The sequence below is a fragment of the Phenylobacterium sp. genome (assembly GCF_022402485.1).
In the GTDB taxonomy this organism is placed as follows: Bacteria; Pseudomonadota; Alphaproteobacteria; order Caulobacterales; family Caulobacteraceae; genus Phenylobacterium.
Genome location: NZ_JAKRSA010000032.1, coordinates 44,884 through 68,930, shown reverse-complemented (window position 1 = coordinate 68,930; position 24,047 = coordinate 44,884). Strand labels below are relative to the sequence as shown.

At 63.0% G+C, this 24,047-nt stretch carries 24 protein-coding genes; 18 read left to right on the top strand and 6 right to left on the bottom strand.

The window, feature by feature from the left end; translation table 11 throughout:
* Positions 1–87: 87 nt before the first annotated feature.
* The 14 genes from paaA (at position 88) to MH112_RS14320 (ending at position 11,925) form a co-directional block, all read left to right on the top strand.
* On the top strand, positions 88–1,077 hold the full coding sequence (gene paaA / locus MH112_RS14385) for a 1,2-phenylacetyl-CoA epoxidase subunit PaaA (protein WP_296569082.1): 990 nt from the start codon (positions 88–90) through the stop codon (positions 1,075–1,077).
* 34 nt (positions 1,078–1,111) lie between these two features.
* Positions 1,112–1,396 carry a 1,2-phenylacetyl-CoA epoxidase subunit PaaB gene (gene paaB / locus MH112_RS14380; protein ID WP_296569079.1) on the top strand — a complete coding sequence of 95 codons (285 nt, stop codon included), beginning with the start codon at positions 1,112–1,114 and terminating at the stop codon, positions 1,394–1,396.
* Positions 1,396–2,193 carry a 1,2-phenylacetyl-CoA epoxidase subunit PaaC gene (paaC, locus tag MH112_RS14375; protein WP_296569076.1) on the top strand — a complete coding sequence of 266 codons (798 nt, stop codon included), beginning with the start codon at positions 1,396–1,398 and terminating at the stop codon, positions 2,191–2,193. The genes paaB and paaC overlap by 1 nt, the downstream gene beginning before the upstream one ends.
* Before the next feature lie 5 nt (positions 2,194–2,198).
* Positions 2,199–2,690, top strand: coding sequence for a 1,2-phenylacetyl-CoA epoxidase subunit PaaD (paaD, locus tag MH112_RS14370; protein ID WP_296569073.1), 492 nt, complete (start codon positions 2,199–2,201; stop codon positions 2,688–2,690).
* Positions 2,691–2,698: 8 nt separating this feature from the next.
* On the top strand, positions 2,699–3,775 hold the full coding sequence (gene paaE / locus MH112_RS14365; RefSeq protein WP_296569070.1) for a 1,2-phenylacetyl-CoA epoxidase subunit PaaE: 1,077 nt from the start codon (positions 2,699–2,701) through the stop codon (positions 3,773–3,775).
* A 64-nt stretch (positions 3,776–3,839) separates the two neighbouring features.
* Complete coding sequence (locus MH112_RS14360) at positions 3,840–5,918, top strand: transketolase C-terminal domain-containing protein (protein ID WP_296569068.1); 2,079 nt, start codon at positions 3,840–3,842, stop codon at positions 5,916–5,918.
* Positions 5,918–7,153, top strand: coding sequence for a 2-oxo acid dehydrogenase subunit E2 (locus MH112_RS14355; protein WP_296569065.1), 1,236 nt, complete (start codon positions 5,918–5,920; stop codon positions 7,151–7,153). The genes MH112_RS14360 and MH112_RS14355 overlap by 1 nt, the downstream gene beginning before the upstream one ends.
* A gap of 37 nt (positions 7,154–7,190) precedes the next feature.
* Positions 7,191–7,538 (top strand): acyl-CoA thioesterase, encoded by a 348-nt coding sequence (locus tag MH112_RS14350; RefSeq protein ID WP_296569061.1) that lies wholly within the window; start codon positions 7,191–7,193, stop codon positions 7,536–7,538.
* A 9-nt stretch (positions 7,539–7,547) separates the two neighbouring features.
* Positions 7,548–8,939: a dihydrolipoyl dehydrogenase gene (gene lpdA / locus MH112_RS14345; RefSeq protein WP_296569058.1), complete on the top strand. Its 1,392-nt coding sequence runs from the start codon at positions 7,548–7,550 to the stop codon at positions 8,937–8,939.
* 77 nt (positions 8,940–9,016) lie between these two features.
* Positions 9,017–9,628, top strand: coding sequence for a TetR/AcrR family transcriptional regulator (locus MH112_RS14340; protein WP_296569056.1), 612 nt, complete (start codon positions 9,017–9,019; stop codon positions 9,626–9,628).
* Between the two features lie 860 nt (positions 9,629–10,488).
* Positions 10,489–10,773, top strand: coding sequence for a type II toxin-antitoxin system RelE/ParE family toxin (locus MH112_RS14335; RefSeq protein ID WP_296569053.1), 285 nt, complete (start codon positions 10,489–10,491; stop codon positions 10,771–10,773).
* The gene (locus MH112_RS14330; protein ID WP_296569051.1) at positions 10,773–11,087 is read left to right on the top strand and encodes a HigA family addiction module antitoxin; all 315 of its coding nucleotides are present in this window, start codon (positions 10,773–10,775) and stop codon (positions 11,085–11,087) included. The genes MH112_RS14335 and MH112_RS14330 overlap by 1 nt, the downstream gene beginning before the upstream one ends.
* Before the next feature lie 137 nt (positions 11,088–11,224).
* Positions 11,225–11,578 carry an antitoxin MazE family protein gene (locus MH112_RS14995; protein ID WP_365787457.1) on the top strand — a complete coding sequence of 118 codons (354 nt, stop codon included), beginning with the start codon at positions 11,225–11,227 and terminating at the stop codon, positions 11,576–11,578.
* A complete protein-coding gene (locus MH112_RS14320) occupies positions 11,578–11,925 on the top strand; it encodes a type II toxin-antitoxin system PemK/MazF family toxin (RefSeq protein ID WP_296569045.1) in 348 nt (115 codons plus the stop codon). Before MH112_RS14995 ends, MH112_RS14320 begins: the two co-directional genes overlap by 1 nt.
* 394 nt (positions 11,926–12,319) lie before the next feature.
* On the opposite strand, the gene MH112_RS14315 is transcribed toward MH112_RS14320, so the two are convergent.
* Positions 12,320–12,727 (bottom strand): MAPEG family protein, encoded by a 408-nt coding sequence (locus tag MH112_RS14315; RefSeq protein WP_296569041.1) that lies wholly within the window; start codon positions 12,725–12,727, stop codon positions 12,320–12,322.
* A gap of 173 nt (positions 12,728–12,900) precedes the next feature.
* A complete protein-coding gene (locus tag MH112_RS14310) occupies positions 12,901–13,482 on the bottom strand; it encodes a beta/gamma crystallin-related protein (protein ID WP_296569038.1) in 582 nt (193 codons plus the stop codon).
* Positions 13,483–13,743: 261 nt separating this feature from the next.
* Between MH112_RS14310 and MH112_RS14305 the strand changes: the two genes are divergently transcribed.
* From MH112_RS14305 to MH112_RS14295, 3 genes are all read left to right on the top strand, one after another.
* Positions 13,744–15,483 (top strand): amidohydrolase, encoded by a 1,740-nt coding sequence (locus tag MH112_RS14305; RefSeq protein ID WP_296569035.1) that lies wholly within the window; start codon positions 13,744–13,746, stop codon positions 15,481–15,483.
* Entirely contained in the window at positions 15,480–17,042 is a 1,563-nt protein-coding gene (locus tag MH112_RS14300) for a carboxylesterase/lipase family protein (RefSeq protein WP_296569031.1), read from the top strand. The genes MH112_RS14305 and MH112_RS14300 overlap by 4 nt, the downstream gene beginning before the upstream one ends.
* 312 nt (positions 17,043–17,354) lie before the next feature.
* The gene (locus MH112_RS14295; RefSeq protein ID WP_296569028.1) at positions 17,355–18,719 is read left to right on the top strand and encodes a VWA domain-containing protein; all 1,365 of its coding nucleotides are present in this window, start codon (positions 17,355–17,357) and stop codon (positions 18,717–18,719) included.
* Between the two features lie 198 nt (positions 18,720–18,917).
* On the opposite strand, the gene MH112_RS14290 is transcribed toward MH112_RS14295, so the two are convergent.
* The 4 genes from MH112_RS14290 to MH112_RS14275 form a co-directional block, all read right to left on the bottom strand.
* Entirely contained in the window at positions 18,918–19,385 is a 468-nt protein-coding gene (locus MH112_RS14290) for a hypothetical protein (RefSeq protein ID WP_296569026.1), read from the bottom strand.
* A 243-nt stretch (positions 19,386–19,628) separates the two neighbouring features.
* Complete coding sequence (locus MH112_RS14285; protein ID WP_296569022.1) at positions 19,629–21,572, bottom strand: nucleoside-diphosphate sugar epimerase/dehydratase; 1,944 nt, start codon at positions 21,570–21,572, stop codon at positions 19,629–19,631.
* Positions 21,573–21,788: 216 nt separating this feature from the next.
* Positions 21,789–22,475, bottom strand: coding sequence for a TorF family putative porin (locus MH112_RS14280; protein ID WP_296569018.1), 687 nt, complete (start codon positions 22,473–22,475; stop codon positions 21,789–21,791).
* A 189-nt stretch (positions 22,476–22,664) separates the two neighbouring features.
* Positions 22,665–23,483: an SDR family NAD(P)-dependent oxidoreductase gene (locus tag MH112_RS14275; RefSeq protein WP_296569154.1), complete on the bottom strand. Its 819-nt coding sequence runs from the start codon at positions 23,481–23,483 to the stop codon at positions 22,665–22,667.
* A 108-nt stretch (positions 23,484–23,591) separates the two neighbouring features.
* On the opposite strand from MH112_RS14275, the gene queF reads away from it, so the two are divergent.
* Positions 23,592–24,047, top strand: a complete 456-nt coding sequence (gene queF / locus MH112_RS14270; RefSeq protein ID WP_296569015.1) for a preQ(1) synthase — start codon at positions 23,592–23,594, stop codon at positions 24,045–24,047.

Genomic DNA, 24,047 nt, shown 5'->3' with positions numbered 1-24,047 from the left:
AGTGTGAACCTCAGCCTCGACGCATGCGCGCGATTGATTGACCGGCCGGTCAGACTATTGTAAGCGTCAGGAAATTGAGAGGCAGCGATGTACACTACCGAGCTCGGCAAGACGGACGGCAGCCTGGCGCAGATCTCCCAGGAAGATCCTGCGCTCGTGGAGGCGTTCGAGGCACGCGTCGCTGCCGACGAGTTCATCGAGCCGAAGGACTGGATGCCAGAGGCCTATCGCAGGACCCTGGTCCGGCAGATCTCGCAGCATGCCCATTCGGAAATCGTCGGCATGCTACCGGAAGGCAACTGGCTGACCCGCGCGCCTTCGCTTCGTCGCAAGGCCGTCCTCCTGGCGAAGATCCAGGACGAAGCCGGACACGGTCTCTACCTCTACTGCGCAGCCGAGACCTTGGGCGTCAGCCGCGCGGAGATGATCGACGCTCTGCACACCGGACGCGCGAAATACTCGACCATCTTCAACTATCCGACGCTGACCTGGGCGGACATCGGTGCCATCGGATGGCTGGTCGATGGCGCGGCGATCATGAACCAGGTGCCGCTGCAACGGACATCCTACGGCCCCTACGCCCGCGCCATGGTGCGCGTCTGCAAGGAAGAGAGCTTCCACCAGCGCCAGGGCTACGAGATCATGATGGCGATGTGCGCCGGCACGCCCGATCAGAAGGCAATGGCGCAGGACGCGCTCGATCGCTGGTGGTGGCCGTCGCTGATGATGTTCGGGCCGCCGGACGACAATTCGCCGAACTCGGCGCAGTCGATGCGTTGGCGCATAAAGCGCGATTCCAACGACGAGCTTCGCCAGAAGTTCGTCGACATCACCAAGCCGCAAGCCGATCACCTCGGCCTCGAGATCCCAGACAAGGATCTCAAGTGGAACGAGGCGCGGGGCCATTACGACTTCGGCGCCATCGACTGGGAGGAGTTCTACGCGGTCGTCCGCGGCGAAGGGCCGGTCGCCAAGGAGCGCATGAAAGCTCGGCGCGAGGCCTGGGAGCAGGGCGCATGGGTGCGTGACGCTGCGGACGCCCATGAGGCCAAGCAGCGCGCCCGCGCATCGGCCTGACCTCCACTACAACCCTACATCCGGAAACCGATCGATGAGCCAAGACTGGCCGCTCTGGGAAGTGTTCATCCGCACGAAGGGCGGGCTCAGCCATAGGCACGTCGGGTCGGTGCATGCGCCCGATGGGGAGATGGCGCTGCGCCATGCCCGCGACACCTACACGCGGCGCCTCGAAGGGGTCAGCCTTTGGATCGCTAGGTCTTCGGATATCGTCGCATCCGATCCGGATCAGGCGGGAGCCCTGTTCGAACCGGCGGCGGACAAGATCTATCGACACCCCACGTTCTACGACATCCCCGACGTCGTGAGGCACATCTGATGAACCGCGACTTCTTTCCGGCCGACACGCGGACCGACAGCGCGCCTCATGGGGCGATGTTCGACTATCTGCTCCGCCTCGGCGACGACAGCCTGATCCTTTGCCAACGACTGACGGAATGGTGCGGGCATGCGCCGGCGCTCGAGATCGATCTCAGCTTGGCCAACATCGGCCTCGACCTGATCGGCCAGGCTACGCTGTTCCTGAACTTCGCGGGCGCCATAGAGGATCGTGGGCGAGACGGCGACCGCCTCGCCTTCCATCGCGACGCGTCCGATTTCCGGAACTGCCTACTCGTGGAACAGCCCAACGGCGACTTCGCGCAGACCATGGCGCGACAGTTCCTTTTCTCCACGGCGCAGCTCGGGCTTTTCGAGCAGCTGATGCTGTCGACCGAGCCGCGTATCGCAGAGATCGCGGCCAAGGGCGTGAAAGAAGTTCGTTATCACGCCGATCTCGCCGCCGACTGGATCGTCCGACTGGGCGACGGCACCGACGAGAGCCGAAACCGCATGGTGGTGGGCCTCGATTGGTGCTGGCGCTTCATCGACGAGCTCTTCCTGGTCGACGACGTCGAGGCGGGCCTCATCGAGCAGGGCATCGCCGTCGACCGCTCGGCGCTCCGCGGGGCCTTCGATGCGCGCCTGTCGTCGGTGCTTGCGGACGCCGGATTGCCAGCGCCGGTCTATCCCCGCGGCGTTCGGGGTGGGCGCGCGGGGCGGCATTCCGAGCACCTGGGCCATCTGCTGGCGACGATGCAGCACCTGCCGAGAAGCTATCCCGACGCGGTTTGGTAGGCGGCATGGCGATGCAGCTCAGCGCCGAAGGGGCGGAACGCATTCTGGCGGCGCTGGAGAGCGTCCCCGATCCGGAGATTCCGGCTATTTCGCTAATGGACCTCGGCGTTATCCGAGGCATTCGGCGCGAGCCCCCCGCTGTCTTGATCACGCCAACATATTCCGGCTGCCCGGCCACGCTCGTCATCGAGCGAGCGGTGCGCGAGGCGGTCGACGCGGCCGGCTATTCGGACGTGCCGGTGGAGACCGTGCTCGCACCGCCCTGGACGACCGATTGGATCACGGAGCGCGGCCGGGAACATCTTCGCGACTATGGCATCGCGCCGCCACCCAAGGGCAGCGCCTCCATGACCCTCAAGGCCGGCGCGCCCGTGGCCTGTCCCAGATGCGGCAGCGACGAGACGCGCGAGGTCAGCCGCTTCGGATCGACACCTTGCAAGGCGCAGTGGCAGTGCCGGGCCTGCCTCGAGCCGTTCGACCACTTCAAGTGTCACTAGGGACCCGTATGTCGACCGATTTCCACGCGCTCAAGGTCCGAGACGTTCGCCGGGAAACCGACGACGCGATTTCCCTGGCTTTCGAACTGCCCGCGCCTCTTGCGGAGACATTCCGCTTCAAAGCCGGGCAGCATCTCACCGTGCGGGCTGACCTCGAGGGCGAGGATGTGCGCCGCAACTATTCGATCTGCGTGGCGCCGCACGAGGACGAGTTGCGGGTCGCGATCAAGCGTATCGAAGGCGGCAAGTTCTCAAACTGGGCGAGCCAAGCGATCAAGGCCGGCGACCTCCTCGAGGTCATGCCGCCCCATGGCAGCTTCACCTGGACTTTCGATTCAGAGCAGTCGGCGACCTATGTCGGCTTCGCCGGCGGCTCGGGCATCACGCCGATCCTATCGTTGCTGAAGACGGCGCTCGATCTCGAGCCCCGGAGCGAGTTCATCGTCCTCTATGGGAACCGCAATTCGAACGGCATCATGTTCCTTGAAGAGATCGCGAGCCTAAAGGACCGCTACCTCGACCGCCTTCAGGTCTTCCACTTCCTGGAAGAGGAAGATGAAGACGTCGAGCTGTTCAACGGACGGCTGGACTCGGCAAAAGTCGCCGAGGTGCTCCAACGCCTCGTGACCCCATCCACGATCGACGCCGCCTTCATCTGCGGGCCAGGTCCGATGATGAACGCCGTCGAACTGGGTCTCCTCGATGCGGGCGTCGCCCGCGAGGCAATCCTTGTCGAACGTTTCACGATCGGACCCCCATCGGCCGCCCAGGCCGCGGACGCGCAGCGGCGCAGTCAGGAAGCCGCTGGTCGCAAGGTCCAGGTCACCCTTGACGGACGCCGGCGCACGCTTGCGTTCGACGCCGCCAACGGCAGCATCCTCGAGAATGTCCGCGCCGCCGGCATGACTGCGCCCTACGCCTGCAAGGCCGGCGTCTGCGCCACCTGCCGCGCCAAGGTCATTGAGGGCGAAGCGCACATGAACGCCAACTACGGGCTGTCCGACGAGGAGGTCGCACAAGGCTATGTGCTGACGTGCCAGGCGGTGCCCATGAGCGACCTGTTGGTCCTGAGCTACGACGACTGACGTCCGACCGACACGACACCAGACAACCGGTTTGAGCGGGGATCCGCGCCGGAAAGGAGACAAGGTGAAGACACTGGCTTTGAAGGAAGCGCCCCGCAACGCGCCCGACGAGTCCCGGGACTGGCGGCGGATCGCCTATCTCATCCACCTCTCCCGCGCGCTGGACCGCATGGAAGAAGAGCGCCTCGTTCCGGAGAAGAAGGTGCTCTACCAGTTCTCCGCCCGCGGCCATGATCTCGCACAGATCCTGCTGGGCGACCGCCTGACCGAAGCGACCGACGCGGCCTGCGGTTACTACCGCTCGCGTCCCTTGCTGCTTTCGCTGGGCGTTCCCGTCGCCGACGCGCTCGGCTCGGGCATGGGTCGCGCCGGCGGGTACTCGGACGGCCGCGATATCGGCGTTGTGTTCAATTACCCGAACCCGACGGGCGCTTCGGCGCTGCCGATGTGCGGAGGGGTCGGCGCTCAATACACGCCGACGGCCGGCTGGGCCCAGGCCATCGAATACCATCGTGCGGAGCTCGGTGACCCGGCCTACCGCGACGCGATCGCGGTCGTTCTCGGCGGTGACGGCTCGGTCGCGTCGAACGGCTTCTGGTCGGCCTTGACCATCGCCACGACCCAAGCGCTGCCGATGCTCCTCTATATAGAAGACAACGGCTACGGGATCTCGGTCCCCTCCTCGTTCCAGACGCCCGGCGGCAACATCGCGGCGAACCTCGCCAGCTGGCGGGGCCTGAAGATCTTCGAGGGCGACGGCACCGAGCCGTCGGAAGCTGCGCGTCTCACCGACGAGGCCGTGGCCTATGTGCGCGCCAACCGCGGACCCGCGCTGCTGCGACTGACGGTGCCGCGCCTCCAGGGACATAGTTTCCAGGACACCCAAACCTACAAGTCCGAGACCTTCGTGGCGTCGGAGTGGGCGCGCGACCCCCTTCCGAAGTTGAAAGCCTATCTCGAGCCGCTTCTCGACGCCGGCGAATGGGACACCATCGAAGCCCGCGCTCAGGCCGACGCCGAAGCCGCGCGCGAGGAGGCCGAGGCTCGCCCGGTGGCCCTGCCCGAAACCGTCGTCCGTCACGTGTTCGCGGAGCCAGGAGAGATCCAGGCTCAGGGCGGTCTCCACGCCAACGGATACCGTGCGCCCGCCTCGTCGGACCAACCCAAGCCGCAGGGCCAGCGGATCAACATGGTCACGGCGATCCGCCGGACGCTCGAGCACGAGATGGCGATCAACGACCGCGTCCTACTGTTCGGCGAGGACATCGGGCCGAAGGGTGGTGTCCATGCCGTGACCCTCGGTCTGCAGGAGAAGTTCGGCGAGCGGCGCGTGTTCGACACCAGCCTGTCCGAAGAGGGGATCGTCGGCCGGGCGGTCGGCATGGCGCTCGCGGGCCTCATGCCGGTCCCGGAAATCCAGTTCCGCAAGTACGCGGAGCCCGCGACCGAACAGATCAACGACTGCGGCACCATGCGCTGGCGCACCAACAACCGGTTCGCCGCGCCGATGGTCCTGCGCGTGCCGGGCGGCTACTTCAAGTGCGGCGATCCCTGGCACAGTCAGACCAACGAGGTGGCCTTCGTCCACTCGCCAGGCTGGATGGTCGCCACACCCTCGAACGCCGAGGACGCGGTGGGCCTCCTACGCACGGCGCTACGCGGCAACGACCCCGTCATCTTCTTCGAACACCGCGCCATGCTCGACCACACCTGGGCCCGACGGCCTTATCCGGGCGACAACTTCGCGCTGCCGTTCGGCAAGGCCAGGATCACCGTCGCCGGCGACGACCTGACGATCGTCACCTGGGGCGCGATGATCCACCGGTGCGAGGAGGCTGCCGAAGGCCGCTCCGTCGACGTGATCGACCTTCGCACCTTGATGCCGTGGGATCGCGAGACCGTGCTCGACAGCGTGCGGCGCACGCACCGGTGCCTGATCGTCCACGAAGACCTGCAAACCGCCGGGTTCGGCGCCGAGATCGCCGCCGTGGTCGCCGACCAGGTGTTCATGGATCTGGATGCGCCGGTCTCGCGCCTGACCATGCCGGACATTCCGAGCCCGCATAATCCCGTGCTGATGGAATGGGCTCTGCCCTCGGTCGAGCGGATCCGGGCGAAGATCGACGAACTGGTGAGCTTCTGATGACCGACATCCGCGTGCCGAACGAGCAGGAAGGCACCAAGGCCATCGTCCGGTCCTGGCTCAAGAAGGTCGGCGACACCGTCGCCCTCGACGAGCCCCTCGTCGAGTTGGAGACCGACAAGGTCGCGCAGGAGGTGCCCGCGCCCGCCGCCGGCGTCCTCCTCGAGATCCTCTTGAACACCGACGACGAGGCGCTACCGGGCGCTATCCTCGGCCGGCTTGGTGAGCCACAGGCTCCTGGAGCTTCGAGCCCGGCGCCGCCCGCTGCGGCACCCGCAGCTGTGGGCGCGCCCGCGCCCACCGTGGCAGCGCCCGTCATGGCGAGCTCGACCGAACAGCGTCTCTCTCCCGCCGTCCGGAAGGCGGTGAAGGCGTACGGCGTCGATCCCGCGACGCTCACCGGCACTGGGCGTGGGGGGCGAATCACGCGCGCCGATGTGGAGCGGAGAGCCCAGAACCCATCGGCTCCGCTGGCGAGCGCCCCGACACTGGCCGAGCCGGCCAAGCCCGCGCCGGTATCCGGCGGGTCGAACGGCGTCCGCACCGTCCCGCACGACCGCATGCGTCTGGCGATCGCTCAGAACATGCTGAACTCCGTGACCGTCGCCCCGCACGTTACCGCGGTGTTCGAATGCGATTTCAGCGCGATCATGGCGCATCGCCGCAAACACAAGCCGAGCTTCCAACAGCAGGGTGCCGACCTCACGTTCACCGCCTACCTGATCGCTGCGTCAGCCCAGGCCATGCGCGTGGCACCCACGATCAACAGCCGATGGTTCGATGACCGGCTGGAGATCTACGAGAGCGTCAACGTGGGGATCGGTACGGCGCTTGGCGACAAGGGTCTGGTGGTGCCCATCGTCCACAGCGCCCAAGACCTGTCCCTCCTGGGGATCGCGAAGCGTCTCACCGATATGACGAAGCGAGCTCGGGACAACCGGCTGAAGCCCGAGGACATGCGCGGCGGAACCTTCACGATCTCGAACCATGGGGTGTCAGGATCGCTGGTGGCGACGCCGATCATCATCAATCAGCCGCAATCGGCGATCCTCGGCGTGGGCAAGCTCGAGAAGCGGGTCGTGGTCCGCGAGGTCGACGGGTCCGACGCCATCGTCATCCGACCGCTGGCCTACGTGTCGCTTACCATCGACCATCGGGTGGTCGACGGTCACCAGACAAACACCTGGCTGTCCAGGTTCGTAGAGGTACTCGAAACCTGGCCTTTGGATGAGTGAGCCGCCACCGACAGCCCCGGCCATCCGAGTGATCGCGATGCCGGCCGATACCAACCCCAACGGCGATGTCTTCGGGGGGTGGTTGATGTGCCAGGTGGACCTCGCCGCCTCCGGCGTCGCCTCGCAACGCGCGAAGGATCGCGTCGTCACGGTCGCGGCCGACTCGATGACTTTCCTTCGGCCAGTCCAGGTCGGTGACGAAGGCTTGGTGCATGCCGCCCTCGCCCGCGCGGGCCGCACGTTGATGCGGATTGAGGTCGAAGCCTGGCGACGCGTGCGGCAAAGCGCCGACCACGAGAAGGTGATGGAAGCCGCCTTCACCTTCGTAGCGTTGGACGACGAAGGTCGACCTCGCGAACTGCCCTCCCCCTCGGCCTCCCTTTAAGGAGCACCTGTGACCGAATTCGACTTGGACGTCCTGGTGATCGGCGGCGGGCCCGGCGGCTACGTCGCAGCTATCCGGGCGGCCCAGTTGGGGCTTCGCACCGCATGCGTCGAGAGTCGCGACCGCCTGGGCGGCACCTGTCTCAACGTCGGCTGCATCCCTTCGAAAGCGATGCTCCATGCGTCCGAGCTGTATGACGCCGCCGCTTCCGGTGCGCTCGCCAAGCTCGGCATGAAGGTGACGGCCGAACTCGACCTGGACACCATGCATGCGCAGCGTCGCCAGACAGTCGATCAGCTGACTGGCGGAATCGAATTCCTGTTCAAGAAGAACAAGGTCGAATGGCTGAAAGGTCGGGCCGCCTTTGCCGGGCCGGACTCGGTCGCGATCGGCGAGCGGATCGTCCGGGCCCGACATATCGTCATCGCCACGGGTTCCTCGCATGTCGATCTACCGGGCGTCGCGATCGACCAGCAGATCGTCGTCGACTCCACCGGAGCCTTGGAGCTTCCGAAGGTCCCGAAGCATCTCGTGGTCATCGGCGGGGGAGTCATCGGGCTGGAGCTCGGCTCGGTGTGGCGTCGCTTGGGCGCGGATGTCACCGTGGTCGAAATGCTCGACCAGGTCCTCCCCGGCTTCGACGGCGATGTCCGAAAGGAGGCTGGAAAGATCTTCCGCAAGCAAGGTTTCGCGTTGAAGCTGGGCTTCAAGCTCGCGGCGCTCGAGGTCACTGCCGGCGCGGCGGCGTTGACCTTGGAGCCCGTCGGTGGCGGAGCGGCGGAAAGCCTGACTGCCGACGCCGTGCTCGTCGCGGTCGGCCGCCGACCGAACGTCGAAGGCCTCCAACTCGAGAAGGCTGGCTTGTCGGTCAACGCCAGGGGGCAGATCGAGGTCGACGATGATCTGCGCACGTCTGCGCCGAACATCTGGGCGATCGGCGATGTCGCTCCGGGCCCGATGCTGGCGCACAAGGCCGAGGACGAAGGCATCGCCGTTGCGGAGACCATCGCCAACCAGCGTAGGGTCATCGACCATCGGCTCATACCGAGCGTGGTCTACACGTCTCCGGAGATCGCCGGCGTCGGTTTGACCGAAGAGGCGGCGCGAGAACGAGGGGCGGTCAAGGTCGGGCGCTTCCCGATACTCGCCAACAGTAGGGCAAAGGCCAACCACGAGCCGGACGGCTTCGTGAAGGTCATCGCCGACGCGGACACGGACGAGGTGCTTGGAGTCTGGTGCATCGCCTCGGTCGCCGGCACCATGATCGCCCAGGCGTGTCAGGCCATGGAATTCGGCGCGCTGAGCGAGGACATTGCCTACACCTGCCACGCCCATCCGACCCATAGCGAGGCCTTGAAAGAGGCGGCCATGGCGGTTCGGGGCCAAGCCATTCACATTTAGGCTCGAAACGTCGCTGATTCCCCACCGGGCGTCGGCAGCGCTCGCCCTTATGGTGCGGGCTGATCCGGAGAGTCTTCTTGGCCCGAACGCAGGCCCCCGAATACGAGGAGCGTCGCGAGGCGATCGTCCAGCACGCTGCGGACCTGTTCGCGACAGCGGGCTTTTCGGAGACCTCGCTCGCAGATCTCGCGAAGGCGTGCGGCTACTCCAAGTCGTTGGTATACTATTATTACCCGTCGAAGGAAGAGATCCTCTTCGCGGTGATGTCATCGCACGTGGATGTCCTACTCGAGGATGTCCGCATTATCGCCGAGGCGGGACATTCCCCCCCGAAGGCGCTGGCGGCGCTGGTCCATACCTTCATGGCTCACTACGTGGGCGCCGCCAGCCGCCAGAAAGTCCTGCTCAACGAACTCGGGAGCCTGCCGGACGACAAGCGCGAGATCATCGTCGGCAAGCAGCGCAGGATCATCCAGGCGGTGCAGGATCTCGTCGCCGCCGTGGATCCAACCCTGGCCAAGGACCCCCCAAGGTCCCGTCTCAAGACCATGCTGCTATTCGGCATGATCAATTGGACGCACACCTGGTTCAACCCAGCGGGTCCACTGAGCCCCGACGACGTGGCCGAAATGGTCAACGAACTAATCGGAGTGGGAAATAAGACCCGCAAGCGCCCCGCCCGCTCTTAAGCGTCACACGCCCTTGAGGACTTCGCCCAGGATCACTCTTCCGCCCCTAGAAATGGGAAGATCCACGGGCGCGGACACTCTACAAGCGCTTAGACCTTAGTAGGCATAGGGGTGCGCGCGACTGTGTTTCGTTCTCGCTGTGCCGCCAATTGGCTCCCTCGAGTCGTAGCACCACGGATTTGCGGCGGCGTCTGAGCTGAGGTTCATCCGTAGGCCTTCTTCCTTGTTCAATCGGCTGCAGAGTCTAACGGACGCTCCAGCAAGGCTTCGAGAGAAGAGGGGTATTGTCGTTCGCAGCGGATCGCTGATGACCACAATCATCATCGATCAGTCGGCGGAGGTCATCGACCATAGCGTCGAGTTGAACCTCTCGATGAATCTAAGTCGCGGCTTCATGATGCCATCAGAGTGACCGGTGCCTGATCCAACCAACGACGAAGCTTGGCCACGTTTCTCCATGACGCCGAGTCTGGGCCGGTCATGGGTCGACGCCCGCGCGAACCCTATTGATTCGGCGATCAAACCGGCGGAAGCCGATGGGGCGGATGGGGATGTCGCCGCGGGGGTGGCTCGCCGAACAGTGCTGCGCGCCGGACAGCCAAAAGCGCAAGAGAGCGTCGACAATCGCAGGAACGAAAACGAAAGAGCTAGGGAACCTTGACCTTGCCCCCAACCTTGGACCAGGTCGGGCCGGGAGCAGGTCAGTCACGGTGGCGCTACGCTGGGACCGCTACTGGAAAAACCATCGGTGCTGACGGGCCCTTGGGCTCGGTCGCAGGTTTGATCGGTCACGGCCTCGCGCGGCAGCCGTACCGTCAAACATGGTTTGACATGTAAATCGATGCTTGACATAAGGCGTCATGGATATTGAGCGCATCACCCACAAAGGGCTGCGACGGTTTTTCGAGATCGGCAACGCAAAGGGCCTGGTGGGCGACGCTACTCGTATCCGCAAGATGCTGGCATTCATCGATGCTGCGGGCAGCTTTGACGAACTGGCCGTGCCACCCAATTACGGGCTGCACGAGTTGGTTGGCGACAAGGCCGGGCGCTGGGCGATGACCGTCACCAAGACCTGGCGCCTGACCTTCATCAGGATCGATGAAACGACGATCGCCGACCTAGACCTGGAGGACTATCACTGATGGCTATGACCATGCATCCCTCGCTGGCGGTCCATCCCGGTGACTGGCTGAAGAGCGAAGTCGTCGATCCCCATGGTGTGAGCATCAACCGCCTTGCCGCCTGCTTCCACGTGACCCGCCAGACGCTCAGCAACCTATTCAACGGTCACACCGCCCTTTCGGCCGACATGGCGATCCGGTTCGAGAAGGCCTTTGGCGTCAAGGCCGATACGCTGATGCGCATGCAGACGACTTATGACATGGCGCAGGCTAGGGCCCGCGCCGACGACATCGTCGTCGATAAGGTTCTGACGACGTACACTCAGCCCGAATGAACCGGGCGGGCGGGAGCGGCAGATAAGCACAGCAATCTCGCCCTCCACTTGGGAACGCCGACGCCAGCACGTTTCAAATGGATTTGCGATACGCAAGCCCATGAACATCTGTCGGTGCGGCATGCATCAGCCCACGCATGCGCCATGGGCGGCTATCCGGGGCCGCTCTCCGGTCTTTGAATGAAAAGGTTGCGAGTGGGTGCCGCTGCAAATTCCTGTCCGCACCAACATTTTCCAATAGGTTACATGTAACCCTAGGAAAGGAGGCCGCTATGGTGGCTGCCGCATCTGGTTCTTCACGCGAGAAAGTTCGCGCCCATCGCGCTCGCCTGCGCGAGCAGGGCATGCGCCCCATCCAGATCTGGGTGCCCGACGTGCGAGCGCCCAGCTTCAAGGCCCAGGCCCATCGTCAGGCGCTGGCCGTGGCCAACAGCGATCACGCCGGCGACGATCAGGCCTTCATTGACGCGAGCTCTGAACCGCTCATCTGATGAAGCGCGGCGATATCTGGACTGTTGCCTGCGGTGGCGACGACGCGGGTAAACCCCGGCCGCCCCTCATCGTGCAGGACGATATCTTCGACGCGACCCAGTCGATTACCGTCTGTGCGTTCACGACGGATGAGACCGAAGCGCCCCTGTTTCGGGTGCTGGTCGAATCCAGCGAGCGTATTGGACTGCGCAGTCCCAGCCGGCTGATGGCCGACAAGATTACGACCGTTGCCAAATCCAAACTGGGCTCGCCTGTTGGGCGGCTGGACGACGCGGATATCGTTCGCCTCAACCAGGCCATCTTGGTTTTCCTTGGCCTGACGGTATCGCCCAAGGCCCGGTCGTAGGTCGTCCTGACCCCCGGTCGCTAACTCGCGGCCGTGAAAAGTTTGGACCATGCGCGGTTTCCCCTGACCTGCTGACCTGCTCCCGAAAACTCCAGCTTCGAGGGCTCCAGAGTATGGGGATCGGGTCATCGAGCACCCGATCGTCCCGCAGCTGACCTCAATCGCGCGCTGCGCCGGCAGCTCCACGACGTCCACAAAACTGAGGCTGAACCGGAAGTATAGCGACCGGCATTGCGGATTAGGTCCACCGGACACCGGTGTCGTGAGACGAAATGAGCTCCGCGGTAGACCGTCCCCGACAGCGGCTTACGTCCGAATTGGTCAGAGTCCTTTTGCCGCTAGGCTGACAGCCGCCAGCGACAGGCCAAGCACATCATCTCACCGTGCAAGTCCCCTAAAGGAAGGCGTAAACGACCAGCATCCCGCCACCTGTAAAGATTGCCGCGAAGGTGAGTGCCATGCCGGCCAAGGTGCTGAAACCATTCTTGGACCCGCTTAGTGCGACCGCCTGAACGACACGCCCGGCAAGCAGCATTATGCCCAGGACATGGATCGCTGTGACAGGAACCTCGAGGTGATAAAGCAGGATCAACGCGCCAACACTGATCGGAATGTACTCTACCCCATTGGAAAAAACGCGTGCGGCTCGGCCGACCTCAGAGTTTTTGCCCGTATCGCTTTCATCGGCGTGTTTGTGATTGACCAGCGTCACGCGAATCGAGAGCAGCCCGAGAAGCAGTATCAACAAACCACTCCAAAGACTGGAAGCCTCGGCGTTGGTCATTTCGGTCAACATCGTCATCTGTGACCATAAGCCCCCGATAGTCTTGTCCAGATCCTACACAAAAAATCGAGGTCAACTGTTTATATAACAGTTATTCCCACTGCGATCCTGCCTGTGACAGCTGGCAACTACACCACAGAACACAGGGTGTGGGGCTCTGGTCAGAGTTTGGACGAAGATCAGAGATCAAATCAACGTAACGGTCGCAACGACGATATCTGATCGTTCATGCCAGTGTTGCGCAGGTCTCGAACACTGTTTCTGAAGGTCCTGCATCGACCACGGAAGTTGGCGTCAGTGCAGGCCTCCCAGGTCCCGCTGACCCGCATCGAGCTGATCTCGTCGTTTAGCCCACTATAATGCAGGTTGTTGATCTCTCCATCAAATCGGATCGACGTTCCGCGGAATCCAGAGTCCCGGAAAACAACAATGAAAACCCGGTCGTTGTAGCCTGGATTGTATCCGCCGCCACCGCTGTTGCCCGGATTGTATCCGCTGCCGCCACCACTTCCAGGATTGTAGCCGCCACCGCCGCCACTCCCCGGATTATAGCCGCCACCGCCGCCGCTACCCTGCCCGGGATTGTAGCCGCCACCGCCCGTGTCGCCTGGGTTGGCCCCGCCGCTTGCGCCGCTCTCGATCGGAGGGCGGGATTGAGCCTGCGCGGAACTCCCTACGCCAGATGCCAAACCAATCAGTCCGATGAATACTGCTGACGCGAGGTACACAAAAGCAGGATTAGAATTGATAGATCGCTTGTTGTTCATAAACATTTGAACCCAAACTCAAATTTGCTGAAAGTTATTCCAAATTAGTCGGGTTGATTGTATTGTCAAGTGGCGTTCGGTGTGGCATTTTCTAGTAATAGATTTTTGGTTGTCTGACAGTGACAACTACAACGCGTAGTGGTTTGTGATGCGGCGAGATAGACTGTTTAAACTATAATCTAGTCATCACGTTATTGGTAAATGTTGGTCTAACGTAGATTTAAGATACATCGGATTAATGCGGATTCTGCCAGAAAGAGACCATTAATGTGTAATGCCTGCGATGAAGGTTTCATGCATGTCATGCGGACCTTGCACGGACGCCGTGACGTCCTGCGTGGGATCGGCGGAGGCTTCTTCGCGACCGTCGTTGCTGCGCCCGTCGTGGCAGGCGCTCGAACATCGGATCTCGGGCTGGCCGACAAAATCTTCCTGGCCGGTCGCATTCACACCATGGATGCGCGGAATACGATCGTTGAGGCTATCGCCGTTCGGGACGGGCGCATCATGGCCCGCGGTCGCCGAGAGGCCATCCTGGCTCTGAAGGGCCCGCGCACCCGTCTGATTGACTTCGGCGATTACACAGTGCTGCCGGGTTTCGTCGATCCGCACATGCATTCCAATTTTGCTGGACTGCGCCCCTGGCTGGACCTTGGGCCGTTCACCACGGCCACCATGGGCGATGCGAGGCAGAAGATCCGTAACGCGGCCGCAAACGCAGGCCCAGGCGCTTGGATCCAGGGCAAGATGCTGGATCCGTCGATCATGCCGGGCCGCGAGCTGACCCGGGCCGACCTCGACCAGTTGTCCCCGGAAACGCCGGTCTTTATCCTCGAATCCAATGGCCACAACGCCTATGCCAACAGTCGTGCCATCGGGCTGGCTGGGCTGACCAGGGACACCCCAGACCCGCCTCAGGGACGGTTTGTCAGGGACGCAGACGGAGAACTGTCGGGGCGGCTCGAAGAGCCGCCCGCCTTTCAGCCCTTTATCCGGGTTATGTCCTCACCGAGTGAGGCAGAACTCGTCGGCTTCTTGCGGGCTGATCTTGACGATGCCGCCGCCAAGGGGTGCACGGCTTTGCATGATTGTGGCATCGGCGGCCTGTTTGCCGAGGCTGATATTGCCTTGATCGAGGCGGCGCTAAAAGGGGACGCCCCCGTCCGCTATGCCGGGATGCTTGTGTCGACCCACTATGAAAAATGGAAGGAGATGGGGCTGCAGCCAGGTCTTCATTCCCCGAATTTTTCATTCAGCGGTATCAAGGCCTGGTCGGACGGTTCCAACCAGGGTCTGACCGGCTATCAACGCAGCCCGTACCTGAATTCGACCAACCGTGGCGCGCTCAACTACTCCCCCGAAGAGATCGAGACCCTGGTTCGCACCTTGCACAGTGATGGCTGGCCGATCGGGATCCATGCGAACGGCGATGCTGCCATTGATGTGGTGCTCGACGCCTATGAGCGTGGTACCGGCGGCGAGGGCGGCCACAGTCTTCGGCATCGGATCGAACACTGCAGTATCCTTCACGATGACCAGATCGCGCGGATGAAGGCGCTCGGCATCTCACCGTCCTTCCTGATCGGCCATGTTCACTACTGGGGCCGGGCGTTCCGCGATCGCTTGCTCGGGCCGGAGCGAGCAGACAGGCTCGACCCCTGCCGTTCGGCTCTGGCGGGCGGTCTGCGCATTTCCCTACACTCCGATTACAATGTGACGCCGATTGATCCGCTGCGGTGTGTCGAGAATGCTGTGCTTCGCGACATGAACGAGGGCGGCGGCATCCTGAATCCAGGTGAGTGCATCTCACCGATTCAGGCCTTGCGGGCCGTCACGATCGACGCTGCTTGGCAATGCCATCTCGACCATACCTGTGGGAGTCTTGAGGTCGGCAAGGCCGCCGATCTGGTGGTTCTGGAGCGCGACCCAATGACCGCCTCGCCAGATGCTCTAAGGTCAATCCGCGTACATTCCACCTGGCTCGCCGGCGAAGGACGCTTTCAGTGAGCAAGACCAACGGGCCAGTGAGCCTGATCAGAGGCGCTCTGGTCACCCTGTTCTGGCTGGCTTGCTCGACAACGCCAGTGATCGCCGATCCTGTGGTCCGCACGCTTAATGGGACAGTGGTCGGGGTCAAGGATGCGCAAGTCTCGGTCTTCAAGGGTATTCCTTATGCCGCTCCACCCATTGGGCCGCTTCGATGGCGTGAACCGCAGCCGGCCGAAGCCTGGGACAAACGACGCGCCACGGCGTTTGGCCCGGCCTGCATTCAACCCGTCTCGGCTGCCCAGGACGCTGCCTTTGGGCCAATAGGAGCCCAGTCCGAGGATTGTCTTACCCTGAACGTCTGGACCCCGGCTCCTGAACCCGACGCCGGTTTGCCCGTAATGGTTTGGATCCACGGTGGAGGTTTCGTCTCTGGCTCGGGCAGTTTGCCAGCCTACGACGGCTCGGCACTCGCTCAACAGGGGGCGGTGATCGTGACGCTGAACTACCGGCTCGGGCCACTGGGCTTCTTCGCCCATCCGGCCCTCGACGAGGCCGCGCCGGGCGGTGCAGTCAATTTCGGACTGCTCGACCTCATCGCGGCGTTGCAATGGGTTCGAGACAATGTCGGTGCGTTCGGCGGAGACCCCGGCAATGTCACGATTATGGGTGAATCTGCTGGTGCGCAAAGCGTGCTGGCGCTTTTCGCTTCCCCTCTGGCCGAAGGGCTGTTCCACAGGGGGATATCCCAGAGCCCCTACGGTATCCCTAGCCACAGTCAGGCAGAGGCCAGGGCCGCCGGAATAGAGGTAGCCAAGGCCTTGGATCTTGGCGGAGAGACTGCCTCTGAGGCCATGCTGCGTGGAGTCCCGGCAGCCGCCTTTGCAACCCTCAGCGGGCGGAGCCGATCCCTCGCACCGAGCTTGGTCTATGGGGACGCCGTCTTGCCAGCGCCTATTCTAGACCTGTTCGAGCAGGGACAGTCGGCTGCCCTGCCACTCATTATCGGCAACAACAGCAATGAAGCCTCTGTCGCAGAACTGTTCGGACTTGATCCGGCAAGTCTGGTCGAGAAACTGAGTGTGGCCAAAATAGCGGTCCACCTGCTGTATCCAGAAGCAACCGACGAAACCGATCTCGCACGTCAGGCGGTCCGCGATGCCGTTTTTGGCGCTTTCGGCAAGCGCATCGCCGACCTTCATTCACGGCGCGCCCAAACCTGGCGCTACTACTTCAGCTATTTGCCGGAGCAGCAACAAGGTATTGAGCCGGGCGTCCCGCATGGCGGTGAGATCGCCTTTGTTCTCGGCACGCTGGGCAAGACGCCTGCTTACCAGGCCATCCACACGCCCACGGATGACCAAGTCGCCGAACGCGTGGGTGCCTACTGGCTGGCCTTTGCCCGAACGGGGCGGCCAGAACCGGCAGGAGAGCCGCAATGGCTGCCCTCAACAGTTCGAGACAGCCAGACGATGGAGTTCTCTTACCAGCCAGAATTGCGTGAACGGTTTCACGACCGTCGCCTGAACATCCTGATCGGCGTGATCCGCATTGCCAGCATCGTGACCCGAATCCCGTGAGCTTTGAATCGAGCGCTGTGAGCGTGGACGTATTGCCGACAACTGGGCCAAGCCCCGTCGAGCGATGATCCCCTCCTCTGCCTGCCTATCCCTGCAAACCCCACAATGAGAAAATTCTAGCTCAAACCGGTCCAGCTTTTGGGGATAGGAACAACCTCCGTTAGCTCCTTTGTTCAGTTGAGCGCCTTACCATCCCACACGAAGTTCCAGTTGAGAGGCTGATTAGAACTCGTGAACCGTCAACGCTCCACGGGCTCTGGAAACAGGTCCACCGGTTTTCTCTCGCGCTTCGCCCGCGCCCGGAGTGGTGCTGTGGCCATCTTGTTCGCGCTCACGGCCCTGCCGCTCTCGGTTCTGGTGTTGGGCGGTATCGACATGCAGCGGGCGACCTCGGAGAAGGTCAAGGTCCAAGACGCCTTGGATGCGGCGGCTCTTCTGGCGGCTCTCTCGGGGCAACTGGCTGACGACGAGCTCAACGCCGTGGGGGTGGCCGCCTTCAAGGCTCAGCTCCAAGGATCGGGCAGCTACGCCAAGACGTTCACAGCGACGTTCAGTAACGGTAAAGATGACTCCGTGGTCGGGGTCGCAACAGCCCAGGTCGACACGATAATTCTGGGTCTGCTATCAATCGACTACTTTACTGTCGGCGCATTCACGGAGGTCAAGCGGAGGCAAAACGAAAAGCTTGAGCTGGCGCTTGTTCTCGATACGACCGGGTCGATGTCTGGTGCCCGCCTGACCAGTCTCAAGAAAGCAGCGACCAATTTGGTCAACACATTGACCGCTGATCCGAAAGCCAACGTCAAGATCGCCGTGGTGCCCTTTGCACAGTATGTGAACACTGGCGTTGCGCGACGCAACGAACCCTGGATGAAGGTTCCCGCCGACTGGGTCGAAAGCGTTCCATCCAAATGCACGACCCAGACGCAGAAAACGACCTGTCAGACGCAGTCCTTTTCCTGCGTCAAGTACAATGACGGCGTGCCGTACAACTCGACATGCACAAAGAATGTCAACTGCGTCACGGTCAAGCTGAACCCGCCGGTCACCAACTGCACGAAGCCATCGACGATCAACCACAAGTACCATGGCTGCACTGGCTCCCCTGCTTATCCGCAGAACGTGTCTGACAGTGATCCGACCCGCCGCTATCCGGGCTTCCTCAACATGACCTGCGGTTCAGTCATCACACCGCTCACCACCAACATGACCACCGTCAAGAACGCCATCAGTGCGTTATCGGCGGCGGGCGAGACCTACATTCCCTCCGGCCTCGCCTGGGGCTTCAACGTCATTTCAAGTCCGGTTCCTTTCACGGAAGCAGCGCCCTATGGGGGGGGAGGGGTCAACTCAAACCCTCGCAAGGCGATTGTCCTGATGACGGATGGTCGAAATACAAAGCTCTTGAACAAGAGTAACGGTCGGCATGACGTCAACCCAGTGGGCGTTGCGACTGAAGCGAATAAGTACACGGAAGAGATTTGTAGCAACATGAAGGCAAACAAAATCGACATATATACAGTGGCATTTCAAGTCACAGATAGTGCTATCAAAAAAATTCTTCAGGAATGCGCTAGTAATCCGAGCTACTATTTTGATGCATCAGACTCTGCTGGTTTGAACAAAGCTTTTGCCGATATATCCCTCTCGCTGCGATCCCTCTTCATAGCTCGGTAGATAATCGCCGCCTGTAGCTTTCGAATAGCGTTTCGACCTACACCAGATCGCCGATGTGCATCGATATTTTATGGGTCAGTGACCTTGCCCCAAAGTTTGGACCAGCTGAGGCTAGAGTCTCCGGCCTTTGTCACGGTGGCGGGCTGGCTACGCCACGGTGATTTGTCAGCGAGATCGGGGTCTTCTGTGATCTGCACCCTACAGCAGTCCGGAGAGGTCCCTCTGGATTTCGCCAAGGGTCGCCAGTCCGTATCCGTCCGGGTCGGCCGGCTCGATCCGCAACGGGGGTTTTAGGGCCTCGATGGCCGCGATTGCGTGTAGCAGCGGGGTCTTTGACCGGGGTCGACGGTCCAGCACGATCAGAAAGGCCCCCAGCGCGGCACTGTAGGCCTTGTACACATCCTTGCCGACATTGTGCCCGCGATCCGAGGTCCAGTAGCTGTCGGACAGCCTGCGCGCCGCGTCCTCAGACTGGCGGGCGAAGATCAGGATCAGCTGCGGCCGTAGCCGGGCCAGACCCTTGCCCAGCCGCACCTCCGTAAGCTCTTCCGCGATCTGTTCGATCGCCCCGACCAGTCGGGGCGAGGCCGGCGCGTCGAGCAGAGCAGAGACCGCTACAAGGGCGGAGGGCTCACGCTTTCCGAACAGACTCCTGAACCACCCCATGCCGATGTTGCCCCTATGATCGCCCAATGCTTCGGTGCCCTTACGAAAGCAGAGCCAGCGGGGCTAGGTCCAGGACCTATGTGGGACTAGGCCGGCCGGCCAACTGCACAGTCGGGTGGCTTGGCTAAGGTTGGTTCTGTTGCCGCGATCATCGTCTGATGGACGCCGTGCTGCGTTGCCAATTGCGACCGCCTCAACTTAGCCCGGAACGATCGGGTCCTGCGCCCCTGCGGGCGACACGCCTCAGGCCTGGCTGCCGCCGGCCACGACCTTGAGCTTGGGGGCGCCGCCTGGCCGCTGGCCGCGAATTTGGCCTACGAGGTCGAAGAGGGCGGTCCTCACACCTTCGGAGTCAGCCTGCTCTGCCAGAGCCTCAAGGGTCTGTAGATGGCCCGGGGTGATGCGCACGGCCGAATTGGACACCACCTGCATGACCTTGGGGGCACACGGCGTGGCATGTTCGTTTTCATCGAGCAGGGTTTCGGTGAGCTTCTCACCCTGGCGCAGGCCGGTGATCTTGATTTCGATGTCCAGACCAAGGGTTCGGCCTGACAGGGCGATCATCTGGCGGGCCAGGTCCATGATCCGCACGGGCTCGCCCATCTCCAGCAGGAACAGGCGCGCCTGATGGTCCTGATCCTCGGCGCTGGCGGCGGTGGCGTGCATCACCAGCTGCGCGGCCTCTGGAATGGTCATGAAGAACCGGGTCATGTCGGGGTGGGTCAGGGTCACCGGACCGCCCCGTTCAATCTGCGATTTGAAGATCGGCACCACGGAGCCCGCCGAGGCCAGCACATTGCCAAACCGCACGGCGGCAAACCGCGTCCGGGCGCCATTGGTCTGCTGGGCCTGGATCACCGCCTCGGCCAGGCGCTTGGTGGCACCCATCACATTGGTCGGGTCCACGGCCTTGTCGGTGGAAATCAGCACCATCTGGGCTGCGCCGCACAGGCGCGCGGCCTCGGCCACATTCCAGGTGCCGATCACATTGGTCAGCACCCCTTCGCACGGGTGACGCTCGACCATGGAGACATGCTTGAGGGCAGCGGCATGAAAGACCAGATCCGGGGCCTGAGCCTGGAAGTGACCCTGCAACCGGCCGGCATGGCGCACATCGCAGAGCACGGCTGAGCGCGAGAGTTCGGGGTGGGTCTCCGCCAGTTCCCGATCGATGGTGAACAGGGCAGCTTCAGAACTATCCACCAGGGTCAGGTGGGCACAGCCAAAGCCTGCGGCCTGACGGGCCAGTTCCCCGCCGATGCTGCCGCCGGCCCCGGTGATCAGCACCCGTCGGTCCCGGATCAGCGCGGCGACAGGCGCCTTGTCGAGCTGGATCGGCTCCCGGGCCAGCAGTTCTTCAACGCTTACATCGCGCAGGGGCATGAGGGTCGCACCCTCATGATGGCGAAGCTCGACGATGCTGGGCAGTCGAAGCATACGCACGCCGTCCGCGCGGAAGCGGCCCAGGTGGTCAGGGTTTAACCCCTTCATCCGGCTCGGCTCATCGAGGAACAGGACGGCCCGGGGATAGCGGTTCCATCGCCGAAGGTCGTCCAGGGCCTCTTCCAGGCGGTCCAGGCTCTCGATGATGCAAACGCCCCGGACCTGCTGGCCTACATCGCGCATCTCCAGGCCGATAATGCCCACCGGCGTATAGCGGCGGTCCTGCACCCTGGCGGCGTCCCGCAGATAGGTGTCGGCCATGGCCGAAGGGCCGATCAGCAGAAGCGGCGGGGCCTGAGGCGAGACGGGACCGCGCAGGGGCGCCACCTGCACCAGGGCATGCTCGTGGATCGCCCGGCGAAACACCCGCAGACCCAGGCAGCCGGTCACATGAAAGACGGCCGCCATGGCCAGGGCTGAACGGGGCAGGGTGGAGGCGCGGTCGAGGATCCATACGGTGAGCAGGAAGAGCCCCGCCGTCAGGGCAGCGATTCTGGCGATCACCAGGGCGTCGGGGATCGAGGCATAGCGCCAGGGGGAAAGCTCACCCCGGAACAGGGTGGAAAACACGGCGGCAAAGGTGGCGTAGATCGCCGTCAGCTGGACGATGTTGAGCGAGGGCGTTCCATCAAAACCCAGGTGTGGCAGGGCTGATGGCGAGAGAAGATAGGCGCAGGCAAAGGCCAGGGCGGCGATGACAACATCGACGACGACTGTCTGCGCCCGGAAGGCCATCCGCATCATGGGCTACACTCCGCGACTCCCTGCGAGCCGACAACATAGACGGGGCTTGCGCCACGTCCAACCCTACTCAATTGGGGGATGTAAGCCCCCAGGCCACAGCGATGGTCGAGTCCGCCGAGCGACCAAAATCTCCACACAGCGTGAAGGGAGAATGGGGTCAAAATAAGAAAGGCCGCCGCCAAGGGCGACGGCCTTCCAGATGTTTATCCGCGTCGCTTAGAAAGCGGCGGTGAGGCTCGCAGCCAGGCGGCCTTCGCCGATCTTGCCAAGCGAGTCTTCGTCGGTGTCGTGCCAACGGACATCAACGCCGATGGTGTCGTTGATGGCGTAGCCCAGGCCGATGTTCCAGGTGGAGTAGTCACCACCGCCATCGACTTCCTGACGGCCAACCGCACCGCTGAGGCTCAGCTTTTCGGTGAGAGGCGCAGCCGCGTTGATTTCATAATAGAAGGCATCGCCGGTGCCGCCGAAGAAGTCCGGCGAATAGTTGATGGCGGCGCCGATTTCAGCGGGACCGGCCGGGATCACGCCCGAAGCAGCGAATTCCCAGAAATTGTAGTCAGAGCCGGACGGCGCATCAACGTAGGAATAGTAGATCACGCCGAAGTCCATGGCCGCGACGCCCAGGGTCGGGGTGATACCGGCATAGAAGTCCACTTCCGCGACAGTGGTGTCGCCGAACTCGACATTCGATGCCCAGATGCCGGCATAGCCCATCGAGCCGATACCAACATCAACACCGCCAAACACTTGCGGGCCTTCATCGGTCTGGCTGACGCCGCGCCACACATAGTCCGACGCAACGCCGAGGTTGAAGCTGACCGACGATTCCTGCGCGGCGGCAGCGCCGCCCATGGCGAGGGTGGTGGCGGCGGCGAGCAGCGTAAGCTTGAGAGTTTTCATTCGTTATCCCCTTGAGTTCCCGATCTGGCCATGCCTGACCGACGTCCTGCATCCTCATGGTGAAGGCGTGCAGATCAACGCAGGCTGGCCACTCAGGCGCTTCAGCCTAGACCGTGGCCATTAATTCGGCATTCTCCAGAGGCGGCGCCTAATAAAAAGTCGCACCACTGTCACATCAATGCCACACACCTATCTCATGGCCAGTGGCGCAGCCCCGAGGTGAGTCCCAGCGTCCACCAGGAGAGTCTCGCCAGTGATGTGGCGGGCCGCAGGTGAGGCCAGGAAGACGGTCGCGCCGGCCACGTCCTCTGCGGTAGATGCCACTTTCAGCGGGGTCGAGGCCTCCGCGCCCTGCCGCATCTTTTCCGCCCGGCCAGGGGGCAGCCCCTTCTCAAACCAGGGGGTGTCGATAAACCCCGGACACACCGCATTGACCCGGATCTTGGGGGCAAGAGCCCGCGCCAGGGACAGGGTCATGGTGGTTAGCGCGCCTTTTGACGCCGCATAGGGCACCGAAGAGCCGATTCCCATCACACCGGCGATCGACGAGGTATTGACCACTGCCCCGGGTTGGGGCGCGGCCTCAAGCAGGGCGCGGCAGGCCCGAAGCGCCTGATAGGCGCCCACCACATTGACCCGGTAGAGGTCGAGGAAGTCCTGCGCCTGCACCGCGTCCAGGTCCGCGTGGTTGGGGGCGAACCGCGTCATGCCCGCATTGTTGAACAGGGCGTCAATCCGACCGAAGCGCGCGGCGGCCTGGGCGATTTTTTGGCAGTCCTCATCCTCGCCCACATCCCCCTGCGCCAGGATGCCTTGTGCGCCATGCGCTTCCACAAGGCGGGCCGTCTCCTCGGCTTCCTCCCGGCTTCTGGCGAAGTTGATGATCACGGCCGCCGCACCACGGGACGCGGTTTCGACGGCCACAGCCCGGCCAAGGCCGGTGGAGGCCCCGGTGACCACAACCACATAGTCCTTGAAATCCTGTCCGCTCACGGGGGGCCCCTCAATCTGTGTCCTGGCGCTTTGGCCGATTAGGCCGATGTCATAAACCCGGCCTGCCGGTCTGTCGCGGGGCGGGCGGTTGCCGATCAGTCCTCCCGGGGCTAAATCGCGCCCATGAACGAGACCCATCTCACACAGCTTGGCCAGGATGTCCGCGGGTTTGACAGCCCTGAGAGCGCCGTCCTCGAGCGCGTGCCCAATCCGCAGCCTGAGGCCCAGTATCTGGCGAGGTTCACCGCGCCGGAGTTCACCTCCCTTTGCCCGGTGACCGCCCAGCCAGACTTTGCCCATCTGGTGATCGACTATGTCCCCGACCGCTGGTTGATCGAATCCAAGTCCCTCAAGCTCTATCTGGCCGCCTTCCGCAATCACGGGGCATTTCACGAAGACTGTACGGTTTCGATCGGGCGCAGGATCGTTGAGGTGGCTGAGCCTCGCTGGCTGCGTATCGGCGGCTACTGGTATCCCAGGGGCGGCATTCCCATCGATGTCTTCTGGCAATCAGGCCCGGCACCTGCCGACCTTTGGCTCCCCGATCAGGGGGTGGCCCCTTACCGGGGGCGGGGCTGA